The 18851-nt window shown below is 43.6% G+C and carries 15 protein-coding genes and 2 rRNA genes; 2 read left to right on the forward strand and 15 right to left on the reverse strand.

All coding sequences use genetic code 11. The annotated features are described in order from the left end of the window. Window positions 1–208 precede the first annotated feature (208 nt). Both recA and LU276_RS07585 read left to right on the forward strand, forming a co-directional pair. Window positions 209–1282 carry a recombinase RecA gene (recA, locus tag LU276_RS07580; RefSeq protein WP_284674617.1) on the forward strand — a complete coding sequence of 358 codons (1074 nt, stop codon included), beginning with the start codon at window positions 209–211 and terminating at the stop codon, window positions 1280–1282. Between the two features lie 10 nt (window positions 1283–1292). After that, window positions 1293–2159: a regulatory protein RecX gene (locus LU276_RS07585; RefSeq protein ID WP_284673253.1), complete on the forward strand. Its 867-nt coding sequence runs from the start codon at window positions 1293–1295 to the stop codon at window positions 2157–2159. A 33-nt stretch (window positions 2160–2192) separates the two neighbouring features. Here the strand turns inward: LU276_RS07585 and LU276_RS07590 are convergent, their stop codons facing one another. The 15 genes from LU276_RS07590 to LU276_RS07660 all read right to left on the reverse strand — a co-directional run bounded on the left by LU276_RS07590 (window position 2193) and on the right by LU276_RS07660 (window position 18826). Beyond that, the gene (locus LU276_RS07590; protein WP_284673254.1) at window positions 2193–3080 is read right to left on the reverse strand and encodes a PHP domain-containing protein; all 888 of its coding nucleotides are present in this window, start codon (window positions 3078–3080) and stop codon (window positions 2193–2195) included. A gap of 51 nt (window positions 3081–3131) precedes the next feature. Beyond that, a complete protein-coding gene (gene ftsZ / locus LU276_RS07595) occupies window positions 3132–4286 on the reverse strand; it encodes a cell division protein FtsZ (protein ID WP_284673255.1) in 1155 nt (384 codons plus the stop codon). Between the two features lie 41 nt (window positions 4287–4327). Beyond that, complete coding sequence (gene ftsA, locus LU276_RS07600; RefSeq protein WP_284673256.1) at window positions 4328–5623, reverse strand: cell division protein FtsA; 1296 nt, start codon at window positions 5621–5623, stop codon at window positions 4328–4330. 242 nt (window positions 5624–5865) lie between these two features. Further along, window positions 5866–6621 (reverse strand): cell division protein FtsQ/DivIB, encoded by a 756-nt coding sequence (locus tag LU276_RS07605; RefSeq protein ID WP_284673257.1) that lies wholly within the window; start codon window positions 6619–6621, stop codon window positions 5866–5868. A 222-nt stretch (window positions 6622–6843) separates the two neighbouring features. Continuing rightward, complete coding sequence (locus tag LU276_RS07610) at window positions 6844–7764, reverse strand: D-alanine--D-alanine ligase (protein WP_284673258.1); 921 nt, start codon at window positions 7762–7764, stop codon at window positions 6844–6846. Between the two features lie 57 nt (window positions 7765–7821). Continuing rightward, on the reverse strand, window positions 7822–9273 hold the full coding sequence (murC, locus tag LU276_RS07615) for a UDP-N-acetylmuramate--L-alanine ligase (protein WP_284673259.1): 1452 nt from the start codon (window positions 9271–9273) through the stop codon (window positions 7822–7824). 253 nt (window positions 9274–9526) lie between these two features. Continuing rightward, window positions 9527–10051 carry a GNAT family N-acetyltransferase gene (locus LU276_RS07620; protein ID WP_284673260.1) on the reverse strand — a complete coding sequence of 175 codons (525 nt, stop codon included), beginning with the start codon at window positions 10049–10051 and terminating at the stop codon, window positions 9527–9529. Between the two features lie 27 nt (window positions 10052–10078). Further along, complete coding sequence (gene murG / locus LU276_RS07625) at window positions 10079–11164, reverse strand: undecaprenyldiphospho-muramoylpentapeptide beta-N-acetylglucosaminyltransferase (RefSeq protein WP_284673261.1); 1086 nt, start codon at window positions 11162–11164, stop codon at window positions 10079–10081. A 289-nt stretch (window positions 11165–11453) separates the two neighbouring features. Then, complete coding sequence (gshB, locus tag LU276_RS07630; protein WP_284673262.1) at window positions 11454–12404, reverse strand: glutathione synthase; 951 nt, start codon at window positions 12402–12404, stop codon at window positions 11454–11456. Window positions 12405–12407: 3 nt separating this feature from the next. Then, on the reverse strand, window positions 12408–13049 hold the full coding sequence (pyrE, locus tag LU276_RS07635) for an orotate phosphoribosyltransferase (RefSeq protein WP_284673263.1): 642 nt from the start codon (window positions 13047–13049) through the stop codon (window positions 12408–12410). A 133-nt stretch (window positions 13050–13182) separates the two neighbouring features. Then, window positions 13183–14061, reverse strand: a complete 879-nt coding sequence (gene tsf, locus LU276_RS07640) for a translation elongation factor Ts (protein ID WP_284673264.1) — start codon at window positions 14059–14061, stop codon at window positions 13183–13185. 121 nt (window positions 14062–14182) lie between these two features. After that, on the reverse strand, window positions 14183–14935 hold the full coding sequence (gene rpsB, locus LU276_RS07645; protein WP_284673265.1) for a 30S ribosomal protein S2: 753 nt from the start codon (window positions 14933–14935) through the stop codon (window positions 14183–14185). Window positions 14936–15156: 221 nt separating this feature from the next. Further along, window positions 15157–15627, reverse strand: a complete 471-nt coding sequence (locus LU276_RS07650) for a pilin (RefSeq protein ID WP_284673266.1) — start codon at window positions 15625–15627, stop codon at window positions 15157–15159. A 96-nt stretch (window positions 15628–15723) separates the two neighbouring features. Then, window positions 15724–15837, reverse strand: a 5S ribosomal RNA gene (gene rrf, locus LU276_RS07655). Between the two features lie 131 nt (window positions 15838–15968). Then, a 23S ribosomal RNA gene (locus LU276_RS07660) occupies window positions 15969–18826 on the reverse strand. Window positions 18827–18851 lie beyond the last annotated feature (25 nt).

Raw genomic sequence — 18851 nt, forward strand, 5'->3', positions numbered from 1 at the left:
CCTAGCCAATAATCACCTAAAGCAAAATACCCCAACCTCATTCATCAGCACTCACACCGAGCAACAAAAATAACACACATAAAAGCGAAGCGACAAGTGAAAACTCAATAATGATTATGTTATAATAAGCTGACTTTAAAACACAGATAATTTTAGTTGGATAACAGACAGGTACAACATGAGTAAAGCGAAAGAACCTACCGGTAGCGTGGACGAAAATAAAGAAAAAGCACTCAAAGCAGCACTGGCTCAGATTGAGAAAAGCTTTGGCAAAAACACCATCATGTATCTAGGCGATGAATCTGCCAAAATAGATGTTGATGTCATCTCAACAGGCTCGCTATCACTTGATATCGCCTTAGGTATCGGTGGCTTGCCTAAAGGTAGAATCATTGAGATTTTTGGACCTGAAAGCTCTGGTAAAACCACGCTCACCCTACAAACCATCGCCGAATGCCAAAAGCAAGGTGGTACTTGTGCATTCATTGATGCCGAACACGCCCTAGATCCCATTTACGCCCGCAAATTAGGCGTAGACATTGACAAACTTATGGTTTCTCAGCCCGACAACGGTGAGCAAGCCCTTGAAATTGCCGATATGCTCGTGCGTTCAGGTGCGGTGGACATGATTGTCGTGGACTCAGTTGCTGCTCTAACGCCAAAAGCTGAGATTGAAGGCGAAATGGGCGATAGCCATATGGGTCTACAAGCACGCCTGATGAGCCAAGCTTTGCGTAAAATCACAGGTAACGCCAAACGCTCCAACTGTATGGTGATTTTCATTAACCAAATCCGTATGAAAATCGGCGTCATGTTCGGTTCGCCTGAGACCACTACAGGCGGTAATGCTCTAAAATTCTACGCCTCTGTACGCCTAGATATTAGACGAGTTGGGCAAATCAAAGAAGGCGAAGAAATTGTCGGCAACGAAACTCGCGTCAAGGTTATAAAAAACAAGATGGCTCCTCCATTCCGCCAAGCCGACTTCCAAATCATGTATGGCGAAGGCATCAACCATCTGGGCGAAGTTGTTGATTTGGGCGTAGATATCGGTGCTATTGGCAAATCTGGTGCTTGGTACAGCTATGGCGATAACAAAATCGGGCAAGGTAAGGCCAATACCGTAAAATATCTTGCTGAAAATTCAGAGCTTGCCCAAGAAATTGAAGCCAAGATTCGTCAAGAAAAAATGAGCAAAGATACCACACCGCCAGATCACGATGCTGACGCTGGCGAACCGCCTGAATTTATTGAAGGCATGGAAGATAAAAACCTATTTTAGGTAGCCATTCTTGACCACCATTAAAACATTAGCGGAAATCCTAGCGGACATAGATGATACCATGCCTGCTAAGACTTCCGCTTTATCGTCAAGCCCCAATATTCAATCGCAGAAAAATACAGACAAATCAGACAGGCTCATTAAATCAGCTTGTACAACCAATCAACCCAAATCTTTATCAAACACAAAAAACAATTCTTCAAACAAACAAACCCACTTCACTAACCCAAAACCAGACCAAACCAAGCAAAAGTACCATATCACAACCATCATTGCCGATGATACACAACAAATCCTAGATGATGCCACACGGCACGCTCTGCAAGGTGTTGACATCGAACCCATTTATCAAAATGACAAAACCACCAATCATTTGCGTTGGCTTGCCTTTTATTACCTCTCCAAGAGAGAACACTCAAGAGCCGAACTGAGACAAAAACTGCTAGATAAAGGGCATGACAGTCAGCAGATTGACGCACTGCTTGATGAATTTAGTGAAAAAGGCTATCAGTCTGATGAACGATTTGCTTTTATGTTAATCCGTGAAAGCGTGCGGCGTGGTCGTGGCAAAAACCATATTTTGCACACCTTAAAAAAAGCCAAACTAACCCTTCCTTACTCTCTTGATGAACTCATACAGATGGCAGATATTCCTAGCATCAATGATGGGACGGTATTAGTAGATGATGACAAGATTGACTGGCTAAGACTTGCTGTGGAAGCCCGCTGTAAAAAATACGGCAACGACCGCCCTATAAGTGCAAAAGACAAAGCCAAACAACTAAGGTTTTTGCAGTATCGTGGTTTTGAGATGGGTGTATGCTTTGATGCATTAAAATATACACTAGACGACCTAGAAGAACTCCGGTTTCGTTAGACACTAATTCAAACAGAAATTTTTTAATTATTGCTAGCTTTTAAAGCAAGTCCATACACCCACTTGTTCAGGAGATGGTTTCGCCACTGCGGCAAGTTTTCTCCAAGGCATATTACTTCCATGAAAATCGCTTCCCACTGATACCATCAACCGATTTTGGGCGATAGCACGGTCAATCATTGCTCGCAAACTAGCAGGTTCATTATTAGGTAACTCACAAGCATCGCCACCAAGCTCTGCAAAATCAGCAATCAAGCGTCTGGTTCGAGTTGCTGATAGTCCATAACGAGTTGGGTGTGCTAGCACCGCCAAGCCGCCACATTCATGAATCAACTTAATGGTTTGAGCCATGCTGATGGTCTCAATCTCCACATAGGCAGATTTTCCGTCTGCCAAATATTTATCAAAAGCCGACTGCACACTGGGCACAAAACCCATTTCATAGAGCACTTGTGCAATGTGAGCTCGACCTACCGCACGTGGATTTTGCCCTGTTTTATCCAACACCGCTTGCCACAATACCTCTTGTAACGACAGAGCATTATCATTACCCGCCAAGATATTAGCAAGTTTTTGAACGATACGCCTACCTCGCTCATGACGACTATCTTGTAATGATTGCAAGGAATCATTCATTCGCCGAACATCATGAAAATCAAGAGCGACCACATGGATAATCTTATCAATCTGCTGATGTGTGCCATAACCACCTAGCAGACAATGCGTACAGCTAATCTCAACACCGTGGATTAGCGTCATACCTAAAGATTGTGCCATCGCCTTTGCTTCCACCACGCCTGCAATGGTATCGTGATCAGTTAGAGCAAAGGTCGTGATACCTGCCAAGTGTGCTTTTTTAACCAGTTCAGTTGGCGAATTTGTACCATCTGAAGCAGTGCTATGGCTATGCAAATCTATCATTTTCTACCCATAAAAACAAACACCCCATACATAGTACAGGGTGCATTGCCATTAGTCAGTTATTGTAGATTTGCGTTCATTTAGGAACGAACCCACACTCAATGGCTTAACCACTGGACGAGTCGGCGACTGACTTTGTGGTGCCGCTGCTTGTGGTGCTCCTTGACTGCTGATGGCTGCTGTATGACCTGCAGGAGCTGCCTGTGGGTTCGCTGGTTGTACTTTTGGCGATTCATCAACAGTCAGACCTGTAGCAATGACCGTAACATAGATATCATCACCCATCGATTCATCATCGACCGCACCATAGAAGATATTGCCTTCGTCAATATTAGCAATACGACCCACCACTTCAGCCACTTCTGCAGGCTCGCTCATGCCGATATTAGCACCCACGATATTGATGATAACACCTTGTGCATTTTTTAGTAGTAGATCATCAAGTAGTGGTGAACGAATCGCTTTTTCTGCTGCTGCCGCTGCACGACCTTCGCCACTAGCACGACCAATACCCATCATCGCATGACCTTTAGCAGTCATTGCAGTATGCACATCGTTAAAATCAATGTTAATCACACCAGGCTCACGAATGGTACGAGTAATACCATCAACCGCTTGCAACAGAACATCGTTCGCCTTGGCAAAGGCATCTTTCATGGTCAGACCACGATAGACTTGTAATAGTTTTTCGTTAGGCACAGTAATGATAGAGTCCACATACTGCGATAACTGCTCAATACCTTCTTGAGCCAATTTGGCACGCTTACCACCTTCAAATTTAAATGGTGTGGTAACAACAGCAACAGTCAAGATGCCTTTTTCTTTAGCGATACGAGCAATCACAGGAGCTGCACCTGTACCTGTACCACCACCCATGCCTGCAGTGATGAATACCATGTCGTAATCAGATAATAGTGCACGAATTTCTTCTTCGTCGCTTTCTGCTGCTTCACGACCCACCTCAGGGTTTGCACCTGCACCCAAGCCACGAGTCAAATCACTGCCTAGTTGTAGCTTATTCGGCGTGGTTAATTTGTTCAATGCTTGACGATCTGTGTTCGCCGCCACAAAATTAATGCCTGTAACCTGTTGATGCACCATATGCTCAACAGCGTTACCACCACCGCCACCGACACCAAAAACGATAAAGCGTGCTTGTCCATCTGAGCCAAACTGGGCGTCATCTGACATACTGTATTTTGACATAAACCTCACTCCAAAAATCTAAAAACCATCGCCCAAAGGCATTATAATTTATCTTTAAGCCAATTAACCACAGCCTGCCAACCATCGGAAACCTTGTTGGCAAGACCATCATCAGCCTTCATTTCTGTATAGCTGTCCTTCATGAATTGCTCGCTATTTTGGTATAAGAGCGAGCCTAACACGCTATGCAGTTTGTTATTTTTTAAGTACTCATTGATGAGTTGAATCTTTTCATCACTCAAGGTTTTTGGGCAGATGCTGATATTACTATTGGTCGTCATCATGCGTACAGGCACGCCCCAATACCGCCCCAAAAAGTGTGCCATACCATCAATCTGGCAACCCCCACCCGCCAACACTACGCCCATGCCAAGCATGTTAGACATTGAGCGAGTCTCAAGTGCTTTGTTGATGTGAGTAAAAATATTCTCATAACGAGCGGTAATAATATTATTTAGGTGGCGTAAGCTAACTGTCGCTTCTCCGCCCGTGCGTCTTTTAACATTAATAAATGATGCTCGTTTTGATGGGTCCAGTATGAGCGTACCTTGTTGACATTTAAGGCTTTCTGACTCTTGAGTGGTCAGCCCAAGCTCCACCGAAATGTCATAAGTTACGGTCTGACCGCCCACATCTAGACACTCAGAAAATATCACCGCCCCATCATAATAGACACACACTTTAGTTGTTTCTTGACCAATATCAATAAAGCAAACCCCTTGCTTTTTCTCATCTTTGGTCAAGGCATATTCTGCACTCACCAAACCATCAAATAAAGTATCGCCAATAGCAATGCCTGATGCATCAATCACGCTCGATACCTGATGATGGTAACTGGCTGGCAATGCCATCACATGATTGACCACATCAATTTTATTGGCATACATATTGACAGGATCTTTAACCTCATGCGTATCATCAAGATAAGTAACAATTTGGCACAATTGAAAAATTTCACAACCCTCAGCACGCAATTTATCACGAACCAACTCTTTGGCACGATGCATGTCGCTTTGTCGTACTGTCGTTTGGGTACTTGATGTATTCATCACAACAGTTTGCGTATCATTCATGGAGATCATCAACGGTGTGGATAAAGACAAACACACCTCATGAATCTGCACGCCTGCCATATCACTAGCTTCTTGTAGTGATTTGTGTATGGCACTGATGAGATATTCTCGGCGTTCAATTTTGCCAGCAGCGAACGCATCAGTGTTTGCCAAACCCACTGCCGAAATTTTAATTTTCGGATTTTCAGGTGTACCGGTTGCATAGCCGACGACTGTATGAACAGCACTTGAACTTAAATGCAATGCTACCTGTAGGTCTGACATACGAATCTTTACTCACCAATAAACAATCAATTCACCAAGCATTCAAAAAATGAATGCACCTCTTATATTTTAACACCTATAGCAATTTTGTAAAAGAGTAAACTTTATAAAAATTAGTAATTTATTCTGTTTTTGATAAAAATTCTTAAAAATAACACAAAATACCCAAAAATTATCCATCATTGCAACGCAACATCTTGATCAAAATCAGACCAACCATCAGATTATCAGACTATCACTTTTTATGATTCATTCGTTACAGGCTCCACTTTAGTTCGCCAAGCGACCGCAAAGCCATTTTTATATCTTAAATCCACCGACTGCATACTTGGTAGTTCCGATGCCAAACTACTTTTTAGTAGCGATGCCAAACCAAATAGCTTCTGCTCGGTATTTTCATGATCAACAATCACTCTAAGTCCATTATTAAAACGAATCAGCCATGTTTGCCTTGAAGTTAGTGTAACATCTTGAGCAATCAATCCCAAAGGAGAGAACCACTCATTGATTCGCCGCATCTGCTTCATCATATGCTGTGCGTCTTTTGCGTGGGTACTGTATAAATTGACAAGCGACTCATTCATCAATTCACGCTCATCAGCCGGCACAAAAACCTCTCCATTTGCATCAAGCAAATGCTGACTACCAAAGTTTGCTACCGCCCGCCTTGGAATAACAGACACCACCACGCCTTTCTGCCAGTCTCTTTTGACACTAGCACTCCCCACCCATGATAACCCAGACACCACTCGATGAATTTTGGTTAAATTTGCCCCAAAAAACTGCATTTCGCCCAGCGAATGGGTTGCCTCTTGTAAAGACGCTATCTGTGCTTGGGTTAGGTTGTTCATCTCTAACACAAGCGGTCTAGTCGGAGCTTGATTTGCCGCTCGAAAAATAAAAAACACACTCAACGCAAAAACAATGCCACTGAGCAGTAAAATCTGCCAGAGCTTAAGCATTGGGCGTGTTTTAAAGGTTTTGATTCGAGCGTTCATGATGCTACTGCCAAATAGAACTAAAGAAATAGGACAAATTGCATATAGTAGCGTATTTTATCATTATCGCCAAGAAAAATATGGATAAAGCGATGAATTTTTACAACCGGTTACAGTTTCACCCCAAGATATGCCAGCGTTTTTTATTTGCTGACACTTTTTTGGACGAATAGCACCCAAAAGCCAACAGATTACCCATTGGCTTTTGGGTGCTAGCTAGCATCAAACAGTTAAGGTCTGCTCTAAAATCACTATACACAAATCAGCAAAATCCATACCAACCTCCCTTGCCGCCATGGGTACAAGGCTGTGGTCGGTCATGCCAGGCACAGTATTGATTTCTAACAGATACAATTTGCCATCATCGCCCTTTAAAAAGTCCACACGAGCCCAACCACGGCCACCTATCGCCTCAAAAGCACGCTTAGCCAACTCGCCCATTTGCTGTTCTTGCTTGGCGGTTAGATCTGACGGACATTGATAGACGGTGTCATCTCTTAAATACTTGGCTTCATAATCATAAAACTTGTTCTTTGGAATGATACGAATACTTGGTAAAGCGGTGTCGCCTAGCACTGCCAAAGCATACTCACCGCCTGTAATGGCTTTTTCTGCCAAAATCTCGCCGTGGTATTGCTTTAAAGTGGGGTACACTTTTGCCAAATCGCCCGCCTGTTCAATCATCACCACCCCCACGCTTGACCCTTCACTGGCAGGCTTGACAAAGAGCGGTAAGCCAAAGTCTGTCTCCACCGCCAAAAAATCACTGTCATCTTTTAGCACCACATATGGCACATTTGGCAAACCTAGCGACTGCCAAACAAGACGACAACGAAATTTATCCATCGCAATGGCAGACGCCAACACTCCACAACCCGTATAAGGAATGCCAAAGCCATCTAGCACACCCTGCAGGCTGCCATCTTCGCCAAAAGTACCATGCAAGACATTAAACACACGGTCATAGTCACGCAGTTTGGAGATATCCATCTCTTTGGGGTCAAAGTGATGAGCATCTACGCCTTTTGATTGCAAGGCATCAAGTACCGCCTTGCCACTTTTTAAGGAGACTTCTCGCTCGCTACTGCTACCACCGCATACAACGGCGACTTTGCCAAATTTTTTAATATTAACATCAGTCATAAATTTTTCCAAAATTTAACAATAATTTAAAAATAACCCAAAGTGTTTTAATATGAATTAAAGGTATAGATTATTATCTCTTAACTCCAAACAAATCTGCCCCACATTGCCCGCCCCTTGCGTGATAAGCAAATCATTGGCATGCAGAGTAACTTTTAGCACTTGAGCGATTTGCTCTTTATCAGCAACGCTTAGGACAATCGGCTCAACCTGTCCACGCTCACGCAAGGAGCGAGCCAAATCATCGCTTGTCGCCCCCTTAATCGGCTCTTCGCCAGCACTGTACACATCAAGCAAAATCAGTTTATCCACCTGCGATAAGACATTGACAAACTCACTAAAACAATCTCGTGTACGACTATAGCGGTGCGGTTGAAACATCATCACCAAACGGCGGTCGGGATAACTTTGGCGAGCCGCTTTAATGGTTGCTTGCACTTCGGCAGGATGATGGCCGTAGTCATCAATAAGCAAAACATCGCCCTCTTCATAACTTACCTTAGCCTGCTGTTCAAAACGCCGTCCCACGCCTGCAAATTTGCCCACCGCACGCACAATCGCTTCATCATCTACACCTTCATCAGTCGCAAGCGTGATTGCTCCCAACGCATTTAGCACATTGTGTTCGCCAGGAATATTTAGGGTTAAACGAAGTGGCTTTCGGTCTTTACGCAGTACCGTAAAATGCGTGCAAGTGCCATCCACCAACAAATCCACCGCTTGCACATCATTATGCTCTTGAAAACCAAAGGTCAATACAGGGCGAGCAATGTCATCAATCATGCCATACAGCTCTTTATCATCGCCACATACCACCGCCAAGCCATAAAAGGGCATATTGTGCAAAAACTGAATATAGGCCTGCTTTAATTTCTCAAAGCTACCATCATAGGTATCCATATGGTCTTCGTCAATATTGGTAACGATACATGCCATCGGTCGCAAACTCAAAAAAGACGCATCAGACTCATCCGCTTCTGCCACAAGGTAACGACTACTACCCAAAGACGCATTCTTACCAGAAGCATTTAATTTGCCACCAATCACATAGGTCGGATCAAGCCCAGCTTCGGTCAGCATCATGGTGAGCAGACTGGTGGTCGTGGTCTTGCCATGTGCTCCAGCGACTGCGATGCTATGGCGATATCTCATCAGTTCGCCAAGCATATCAGCACGGCGAACTACAGGCAAGCGAGCTTGCAAAGCCGTTTGAATCTCAGGATTGGTTTTGTCAATGGCAGATGACACCACAAGCACATCGGCATTTTTGATATTTGATGAATCATGTCCGATAAAAACCGCAATGCCCAAACTCTCCAATCGCTTGGTAACAACACTTTCTTTGATGTCTGAGCCTGTAACCGTATAGCCTTGATTGGCAAGCACTTCAGCAATCCCACACATACCCGCCCCACCAATGCCAACAAAGTGGATAGTGTTAATCCGTCTCATCTCAGGTATTTCAATCAGTTGCTTAGGTAGAGTCTTGACATTAGTTGAATTTGGCATAATTTTTCTCTTTTTGGCTATCAAATAAGGTTGGTCAGTCATTTTATCTTGATAATTTTATTTAGACAAATTTAATTTATTTAAACGAATTTAAACAATCATCTGAGCAGGTTTACAATAGCCACATATATTTAAAATTGTTCAAAAAGCAAGAATGGTCCATTTATTCAAATATGACGATTTAATAAAGGGCAAGTTACACCCCATCAAGCTCATCTAATGGCGTATTTATCTGCAATCTAAGTTTTTAAAATCAAAAACGATAAGTATAAACCGCATGATTGATAATCCGACCATTGACATTTTCATTATTGGCGATAATACCACAAAACTCAAATCCCAATCGCTCAGCGACTTTTCGGCTTGGGGTGTTATGCTCACCTGCTTTGATATCCACCACAACCATACCATAAATATTTTTAGCAATATCCATCATCGCACGCACTGCAAGAGTCATCACGCCACGCCCTTGATAATCTTGGTGTAGCCAATAGCCAATTTCTGCTTTTTTAAGATGATGATAAATATTATTTAAACTCACCGCCCCAATAATCTTATTATCATGGATAATATGGGTATGAATAGCCTTATCATCAGCATACTGATGCAAGGCAAATTTAACAAACTCACCATAACTATTTTCGCTAAAATGATTCGCCCAAGGTAGCCATTTTCCCAAATATTCTTTTTGAGCATTGACAATATCAGCCATCTGACTAGCAAATGATGAATGCACCAAGGTTAGGCTTAATTCGTCATCAATTTCATAATAAAACATTTTATTAGTCCCTTAAAATTAACCAGATTATTCTTTAATCACACGCTCCACAATATCCGCCACTTGTTTGGTGGTGTCCGCCTTAGCAAAAGCTCGGGCGTTATTTGCCATATCTAGGCATTGCTTACGGTCAAGACTACCCAAAATCTTTGCCAATCTTTTGCCTGATAGTTCATTTTGGGGCAATAAAATCCCTGCTCCATTATCAGTCAAGGTTTTGGCATTAAAAGTTTGATGGTCATCAACCGCAGTTGGCAAGGGAATAAAAATGGGTGCAATGCCCACACTGGCAATCTCACTCACTGTCAATGCTCCAGCACGACAAACAATCACATCCGCCCACGCATAAGCCGCTGCCATATCATCAATGAATGGCAGTACCTCAAAGACATGAATACTGGTATCAATCCCTACTTGTGAATAAGCAATTAACATATCGTCATGATGGTCCTTACCACATTGATGTTTGATGGTTAAAGGCTTATCAGATAACTTTAACAATGCCACCACCGCATCATTAATCGCCTTCGCTCCCAGTGAACCACCCACAACCAGCACTTTTAGCGAAGAGACATCACTTACATCATAGCGTAAGTGCGGTGGTGCCACCTGAGTAATATCAGCACGCACAGGATTGCCCACCGTTATCAATCTCTTGCCAAAACCACCATTGAACGCCCCATCAAAAGCCTGCAGCACTTTATCGGCATAGCGAGCCAGGTTCTTATTGCTCATACCAACAATGGCATTTTGTTCATGGATGATGAGTGGTTTTTTGGCGATTTTTGCTGCCAGACCGCCAGGTGCAGTAACATAGCCACCAAAGCCCATCACCACATCGATGTGGTGCGTCTCAATAACTTTTTTGGCATTCATCACTGCCTTAAAGAGCATCAATGGCAGCTTGACCAAACGAGCAATTCCCTTGCCACGCAGACCTTGCATTTGCACATGATGCATCTGATATCCATGCTTTGCCACCAACTCGTTTTCCATGCCTGTAGGCGTACCCAACCAATGTATCGTTGCACCCCGTTTGGCAAGCTCGTCTGCCACCGCCAATGCAGGAAAAATATGTCCGCCTGTGCCTGCTGCCATCATCAAAATATTCATAAGCATTCAATCTTTTTAAGTTCTAATATACAGAAGATAATACCTCTAGGTTAATTTGGTATTTTGAAACAAAATGTCAATAAATACAAGAAAAATTTATACGCCTTACAATTTTTCATCAAATATGCATCATTAAGACAGTTTCCCCACCAAATCACCAAAATGATACCAATATCGACCTCATCTTATCCTAATATCCGTCATTGCAAAAATCAATAAACAAAACTGCACAAATGTCATTAAAAAAGAGCGAATGACCGCCCTTTTAGAAACAAATCAGCCAATTTTATTAGCCAACCAAACTCTCAATAAACGACACAAAATCCACCGCAATCTGCGTCCCACATTGATCATCTATCTCACGCACGCAAGTTGGGCTGGTTACATTAATTTCGGTGATAAACCCACCAATGACATCAAGCCCCACAAAGTACAAACCCTTTTTCAAAAGAATGGGGGCGACTTCATTGGCAAGTGCTCGTTCACGCTCGGTTAGCGGCATCGCTACGCCAGTTCCGCCTGCTGCCAAGTTACCCCGAGTCTCACCTGTCATTGGAATGCGTGCCAAGCAGTAATCCACCACCTTGCCACCAACAATCAAAATGCGTTTATCACCCTCTGTAATGGCAGGAATGAACTTTTGTGCCATGATTGGCAAGTTCTCATTTTGTGTCAATAACTCCAAAGTCGCCCCAATGTTAGGACTATCCGTCATCAAACGAAAAATCCCCATGCCCCCCATGCCATCAAGTGGCTTAACAATCACATCATGGTGTGTTTTAATAAACTCACGAAGATGCGATTGTTTTTGACTGACGACCGTTGGCGTCATCAGGTGAGGAAACTGAGTGGCAAAAAGTTTTTCATTGCACTCTTTAACACTTGTTGGATCGTTAACCACCAACACCCCTGCTCGTTTGGCAAAATCCAACAAATACAACGCATACAAAAATCTCATATCAAAAGGCGGATCTTTACGCATTAAAATCACATCAAAATCAGTCTCTTTGACGGTGTTTTTATCGCCCAGTTCATAAAAATTGTCAGGGTTTTTAAAAACTTGTAATGATTGACAATCAATCATCAATTCGCCATTATTGAGCCATAAATCACCAATTTGACAATAATTTAAAGAATGATTTTTATCGCTAATCGCCCACGCTATTGCAAGGGTAGAGTCTTTTTTGTAGTTAATGGAAGCGATGTCATCCATAATAACCAAAAAATTTAATGTTTTCATCAATTATACCCCATATTCTTGGCGGTAGGCTTGCATTTTCACCAAGCACTCACTTTCGCCCTTATCTTGCAAAAATGCAATAATATCATCAATATCCACTAAAGAAAACACAGGTACACCAAAGTCATCTTTAATCTGCTGTACCGCCGAACGCCTATCCTGACCACATTCTTTACGGTCAAGTGCGATAACAATCCCAGCAAGGCTCGCTCCTGCATTCTTTAAAATCTCAACCACTTCTCGCACCGCTGTTCCTGCAGTCATCACATCATCTATGACCCATACTTTTTTGCCTGCCAAATCTGCCCCAACAAGATTTCCTCCCTCACCATGGGTTTTGGCTTCTTTGCGATTATAACCCCAATCAACATCAATACCATGCGAACGCCACAGCGTTTGTGCTGTCGTTGCCACAAAAGGAATACCCTTATATGCCGCCCCAAAAATTGTGGGGTTCTTATCCTTTAGTTCATTTGCCAAGATACTAGCATAACCATTTGATAGCATGTCCAACGCCTTACCATTTGATAGCAGACCTGCATTAAAAAAATAGGGACTAACCCGTCCTGATTTTAGGATAAACTCACCAAACTTTAAGACACCGCAATCAAGCAAAAGCTGAATAAACTCATTTTTATCAAACATAAAAACTCCAAAAATCTAAATCCAAGAACATTGTACCTTGTTTTGGGTTATTTTACCCTAATTTTGCCAAATTTATACAATAAAAAACGCACCAACATGGGTGCGTTTTTTATTGTATGGCATAAACCAAAGATTAGCCTTGAGCTGCAGCTTGAGCTGCAGCAACTTCAGCAGCAAAGTCTTCTTGCTTTTTCTCAATGCCTTCGCCAACTTCTAGACGCTTAAAGCTAATGACGGTTGCATTCTCAGCTTTTAACACATCACCAACTTTCTTATCATTATCAATAACATAAGGCTGATTAACCAAAGTAACTTCATTTAGGTACTTTTGAACACCACCGGTAATCATTTTTTCAATTACCGTTTCTGGTTTACCTGACTCTTTCGCTTTAGCTTCAATGATATCTTTTTCACGAGCCAAAATGTCAGCAGGCACACCTTCTTCATTAACTGCTAATGGGTTAAAGGCAGCAACTTGCATGGCAACAGCTTTACCAAGCTCTTCTGAACCACCTTCATAAGAAACAACAACACCAATACGCAGACCGTGACGGTAAGCAGCTAGGTTTGCACCTTCAATAACTTCGGCACGACGAATTTGGATATTTTCACCAATTTTTTGTACCAAAGCCACACGGGCTTCTTCTACACTAACACCGGCTTCGTACTCTAAACCAGAAATGGTTTCTACATCTGTAGTGTTGTTTGCCAAGGCCAATTCAGCAACTTTATTAGCAAATGCGGTAAAGCTTTCGTCTTTCGCAACGAAATCAGTTTGGCAGTTTACTTCTAGCAACAATGCTTTGCCAGTAGTTTGTGCAATGATGATAGCTCCATCAGCAGCGATATTACCTGCTTTTTTGGCAGCCTTAGCTTGACCTGATTTGCGTAGGTTGTCAATAGCAAGTTCGATATCGCCACCTGCTTCTTCTAGGGCTTTTTTACATTCCATCATGCCCAAGCCAGTACGCTCACGCAATTCTTTAACCAGTGATGCAGAAATTTGAGTCATGGTAATTACCTTTTTACAATTCAATTAAAATAGCAACAATCACAGTGATTGTGGGCAAATTTATCAAAAAAGGCGTGAACGATACTACAGACATTCACGCCTTTACAATAATCTTTAGTGATTATTCAGCTTGCTCGGCGTTGGCTTCTTGAGCTTGCTCACCGCCCTTGCCTTGGGTTTTGGCATACTCTTTGCCAGCAATGATAGAGTCCGCCATTGCAGTTGCGTATAGGCTTACTGCACGAATAGCATCATCATTTGCTGCGATGACATAGTCAACATTGTCAGGATTAGAGTTAGTATCAACGATACCGATGACTGGAATACCAAGATTTTTTGCTTCTTTGATGGCGATGGCTTCATGGTCCACATCAATAACAAACAATGCGTCAGGTAGCCCACCCATCTCTTTGATACCGCCTAATGCACGCTCCAGCTTCTCCATATCACGAGTACGCTCAAGTGCTTCACGCTTAGTCAGTTTAGCGAAAGTGCCATCTTCAGCCTGTTTTTCAAGCTCTTTTAGGCGAGTGATAGACTGACGAATGGTTTTCCAGTTAGTTAGAGTACCACCTAACCAACGATGATCAATGTATGGCATACCAGCACGCTGTGCTTGCTCACGAATAACACCACTTGCCGCACGCTTAGTACCAACAAATAGAATCTTATTGCGATTAGCAGCTTGTTGGTTAGCAAAGTTCAATGCTTCATTGAACTGCTTAACAGTATGTTCAAGATTGATGATGTGAATGCCGTTGCGAGCACCAAAAATGTATTGATTCATTTTTGGGTTCCAGTAACGAGTTTGGTGACCAAAGTGAGCACCAGCTTCTAGCAAATCACGCATTGAAACTTGAGTAGAATTTGACATATTAAATCCTTAAAAAAGATTGGGTTACGCCTCCACGAAAGTAAAATACCGAATCTATGTGCACGCATTCACTAATACTAGCAAATTAATCAAGCCCATAAACACCCCGATATTCCATGCTTAAAAGCAACCTTCGTGTGTGTATTGTTGAAATAAATTATCTATCTAAAAATAGACGAATAATTATAACAAATAATATATATTAAATCAATGCTTTAATTTTAAGGCATTACAGATAAAGACTTGCACCCTGCTGGACTATATTCTGCATCAACATCAGTAGCACAACTCCAAACACCCTTATTATCACGCGTCCAAATGATTTTTTTGTTATGTAGCATGCTTGCAGCATCCTGACCTAGAACAGCTTCAATTTTTGATGTATCGCTCAAACTTACCGTCAATCCCGACTGCCCTGTTTGAGCATGAGTATCGCCACCAGCAGAGGTCATGCCACTATCCGCAATCAAGTTGCTTTTTGTCCAACCCAATTGACATTCACTACCTTTACTACCCTGCAATAGGCAGATATCCACCGAACTTCGCAGCTGGCTAATTTCCATTGTAACACGACTTACTTGTGCAACAGCAATGCGACTTTGAAACTGAGGAATTGCGAACATTGCCAGCACACCAATAATCACAATAACAATCAATAATTCAATTAAGGTAAATCCTTTTTGATTAATCATACTTCACTCTCATGAATATAAAATAATGACATTATCTTAACTTCGAACCCATAAGTCAACCCCCTCACATTCCTGCAAGGGGGGTTTGAAATAAGGTGCTGACGATGACCTACTCTCACATGGGCGAACCACACTACCATCGGCGCTAAGACATTTCACTTCTGAGTTCGGGAAGGGATCAGGTGGTTCCATCTTGCTATTGTCGTCAGCGTAAAAGGATTAACAACGCTGTATGAGTCTGTTTTTTTATTTTTATTCAAGATTGATTCAAGCTTGTTAGGTAAAATCTTTACACTTACTTATACAACACATGAAATGGTTTTAAACCACTTGGGTGTTGTATGGTCAAGCCAAACGAGCAATTAGTATTGGTTAGCTACACATGTCACCATGCTTCCACACCCAACCTATCAACGTCGTAGTCTACAACGGCTCTTTAGGGAAATCTTATCTTGAGGTGGGCTTCCCGCTTAGATGCTTTCAGCGGTTATCCCATCCGAACGTAGCTACCCGGCAATGCTTCTGGCGAAACAACCGGAACACCAGAGGTTCGTCCACTCTGGTCCTCTCGTACTAGGAGCAGATCCTCTCAAATTTCCAACGCCCACGGTAGATAGGGACCGAACTGTCTCACGACGTTCTAAACCCAGCTCGCGTACCTCTTTAAATGGCGAACAGCCATACCCTTGGGACCTGCTTCAGCCCCAGGATGAGATGAGCCGACATCGAGGTGCCAAACACCGCCGTCGATATGAACTCTTGGGCGGTATCAGCCTGTTATCCCCAGAGTACCTTTTATCCGTTGAGCGATGGCCCTTCCATACAGAACCACCGGATCACTAAGACCTACTTTCGTACCTGCTCGACTTGTGGGTCTCGCAGTTAAGCGCGCTTTTGCCTTTATACTCTTTGAACGATTTCCGACCGTTCTGAGCGCACCTTCGTACTCCTCCGTTACTCTTTAGGAGGAGACCGCCCCAGTCAAACTACCCACCATACATTGTCCTCGATACTGTTATATCTAAGTTAGAACCCCAACATAACCAGGGTGGTATTTCAAGGTTGGCTCCATGGCAACTGGCGTCACCACTTCAAAGCCTCCCACCTATCCTACACAAGTTAGGTCAAAGTTCAATGTAAAGCTGTAGTAAAGGTTCACGGGGTCTTTCCGTCTAGCCGCGGGTACACAGCATCTTCACTGCGATTTCGATTTCACTGAGTCTCTGCTGGAGACAGCGCTGCCATCATTATGCCATTCGTGCAGGTCGGAACTTACCCGACAAGGAATTTCGCTACCTTAGGACCGTTATAGTTACGGCCGCCGTTTACTGGGGCTTCGATCAAGAGCTTCGCTTACGCTAACCCCATCAATTAACCTTCCAGCACCGGGCAGGCATCACACCCTATACGTCCACTTTCGTGTTTGCAGAGTGCTGTGTTTTTAATAAACAGTTGCAGCAGCCTGGTATCTGCGACTGCCAACAGCTCAAAGAGCAAGTCTTATCACCATCGGCAGCGTACCTTCTCCCGAAGTTACGGTACCATTTTGCCTAGTTCCTTCAGCAGAGTTCTCTCAAGCGCCTTGGTATTCTCTACCTGACCACCTGTGTCGGTTTCGGGTACGATTTGTTTATGACTATCGCTTAGAAGCTTTTCCTGGAAGCATGGTATTTGCCACTTTGCCAGTAAACTGGCTTGCTATCAGATCTCAGTAATAGTCTAGCGGATTTGCCTACTAAACCTACCTACATCCTTCCACCTGGACAACCAACGCCAGGCTGACATAACCTTCTCCGTCCCTCCATCGCATCATAAACAAGTATTGGAATATTAACCAATTTCCCATCGACTACGCCTTTCGGCCTCGCCTTAGGGGTCGACTCACCCAGCCCCGATTAACGTTGGACTGGAACCCTTGGTCTTCCGGCGTGCGAGCTTTTCACTCGCATTGTCGTTACTCACGTCAGCATTCGCTCTTGTGATACCTCCAGCATACCTTACGATACACCTTCACAGGCTTACACAACGCTCCCCTACCACTTAATTGAAACAATTAAATCCGCAGCTTCGGCTCCTAGTTTGAGCCCCGTTACATCTTCCGCGCAGGCCGACTCGACTAGTGAGCTATTACGCTTTCTTTAAATGATGGCTGCTTCTAAGCCAACATCCTAGCTGTCTGTGCCTTCCCACATCGTTTCCCACTTAACTAGGAATTTGGGGCCTTAGCTGGCGGTCTGGGTTGTTTCCCTCTTGACGACGGACGTTAGCACCCGCCGTCTGTCTCCCGGATAGTACTCATCGGTATTCGGAGTTTGCATCGGTTTGGTAAGTCGGTGTGACCCCCTAGCCGAAACAGTGCTCTACCCCCAATGGTATTCGTCCGAGGCGCTACCTAAATAGCTTTCGGGGAGAACCAGCTATCACCGAGTTTGATTAGCCTTTCACCCCTATCCACAAGTCATCCCCTGGCTTTTCAACGACAGTGGGTTCGGTCCTCCGGTGCCTGTTACGGCACTTTCAACCTGCTCATGGATAGATCACTCGGTTTCGGGTCTATACCCTGCAACTAAGACGCCCTATTAAGACTCGGTTTCCCTACGGCTCCCCTAAACGGTTAACCTTGCTACAGAATATAAGTCGCTGACCCATTATACAAAAGGTACGCCGTCACGGAACAAGTCCGCTCCGACTGCTTGTATGCACACGGTTTCAGGTTCTATTTCACTCCCCTAACAGGGGTTCTTTTCGCCTTTCCCTCACGGTACTGGTTCACTATCGGTCAGTCAGGAGTATTTAGCCTTGGAGGATGGTCCCCCCATCTTCAGACAAGATTTCACGTGTCTCGCCCTACTTAATATGTCTCATAAACAGTTTCGCATACAGGACTATCACCTACTATGGTTGGCTTTCCCACGCCATTTTGCTACTGTAAATTTGATCGGCTCCTCCCCGTTCGCTCGCCGCTACTTGGGGAATCTCAATTGATGTCTTTTCCTCGGGGTACTGAGATGTTTCACTTCTCCCGGTTTGCCTTCTATCCAAAGAATAGAATACCTATCTTATGATAAGTGGGTTTCCCCATTCAGAAATCGCCGGGTCACAGGATATTGCCACCTCACCGACGCTTATCGCAGGCTATCACGTCTTTCATCGCCTCTGACTGCCAAGGCATCCACCATGTGCACTTCATTACTTGACCATACAACCCCAAGGGGTCTTATGGG

It is taken from the genome of Moraxella haemolytica, assembly GCF_030177935.1.
In the GTDB taxonomy this organism is placed as follows: domain Bacteria; phylum Pseudomonadota; class Gammaproteobacteria; order Pseudomonadales; family Moraxellaceae; genus Moraxella; species Moraxella haemolytica.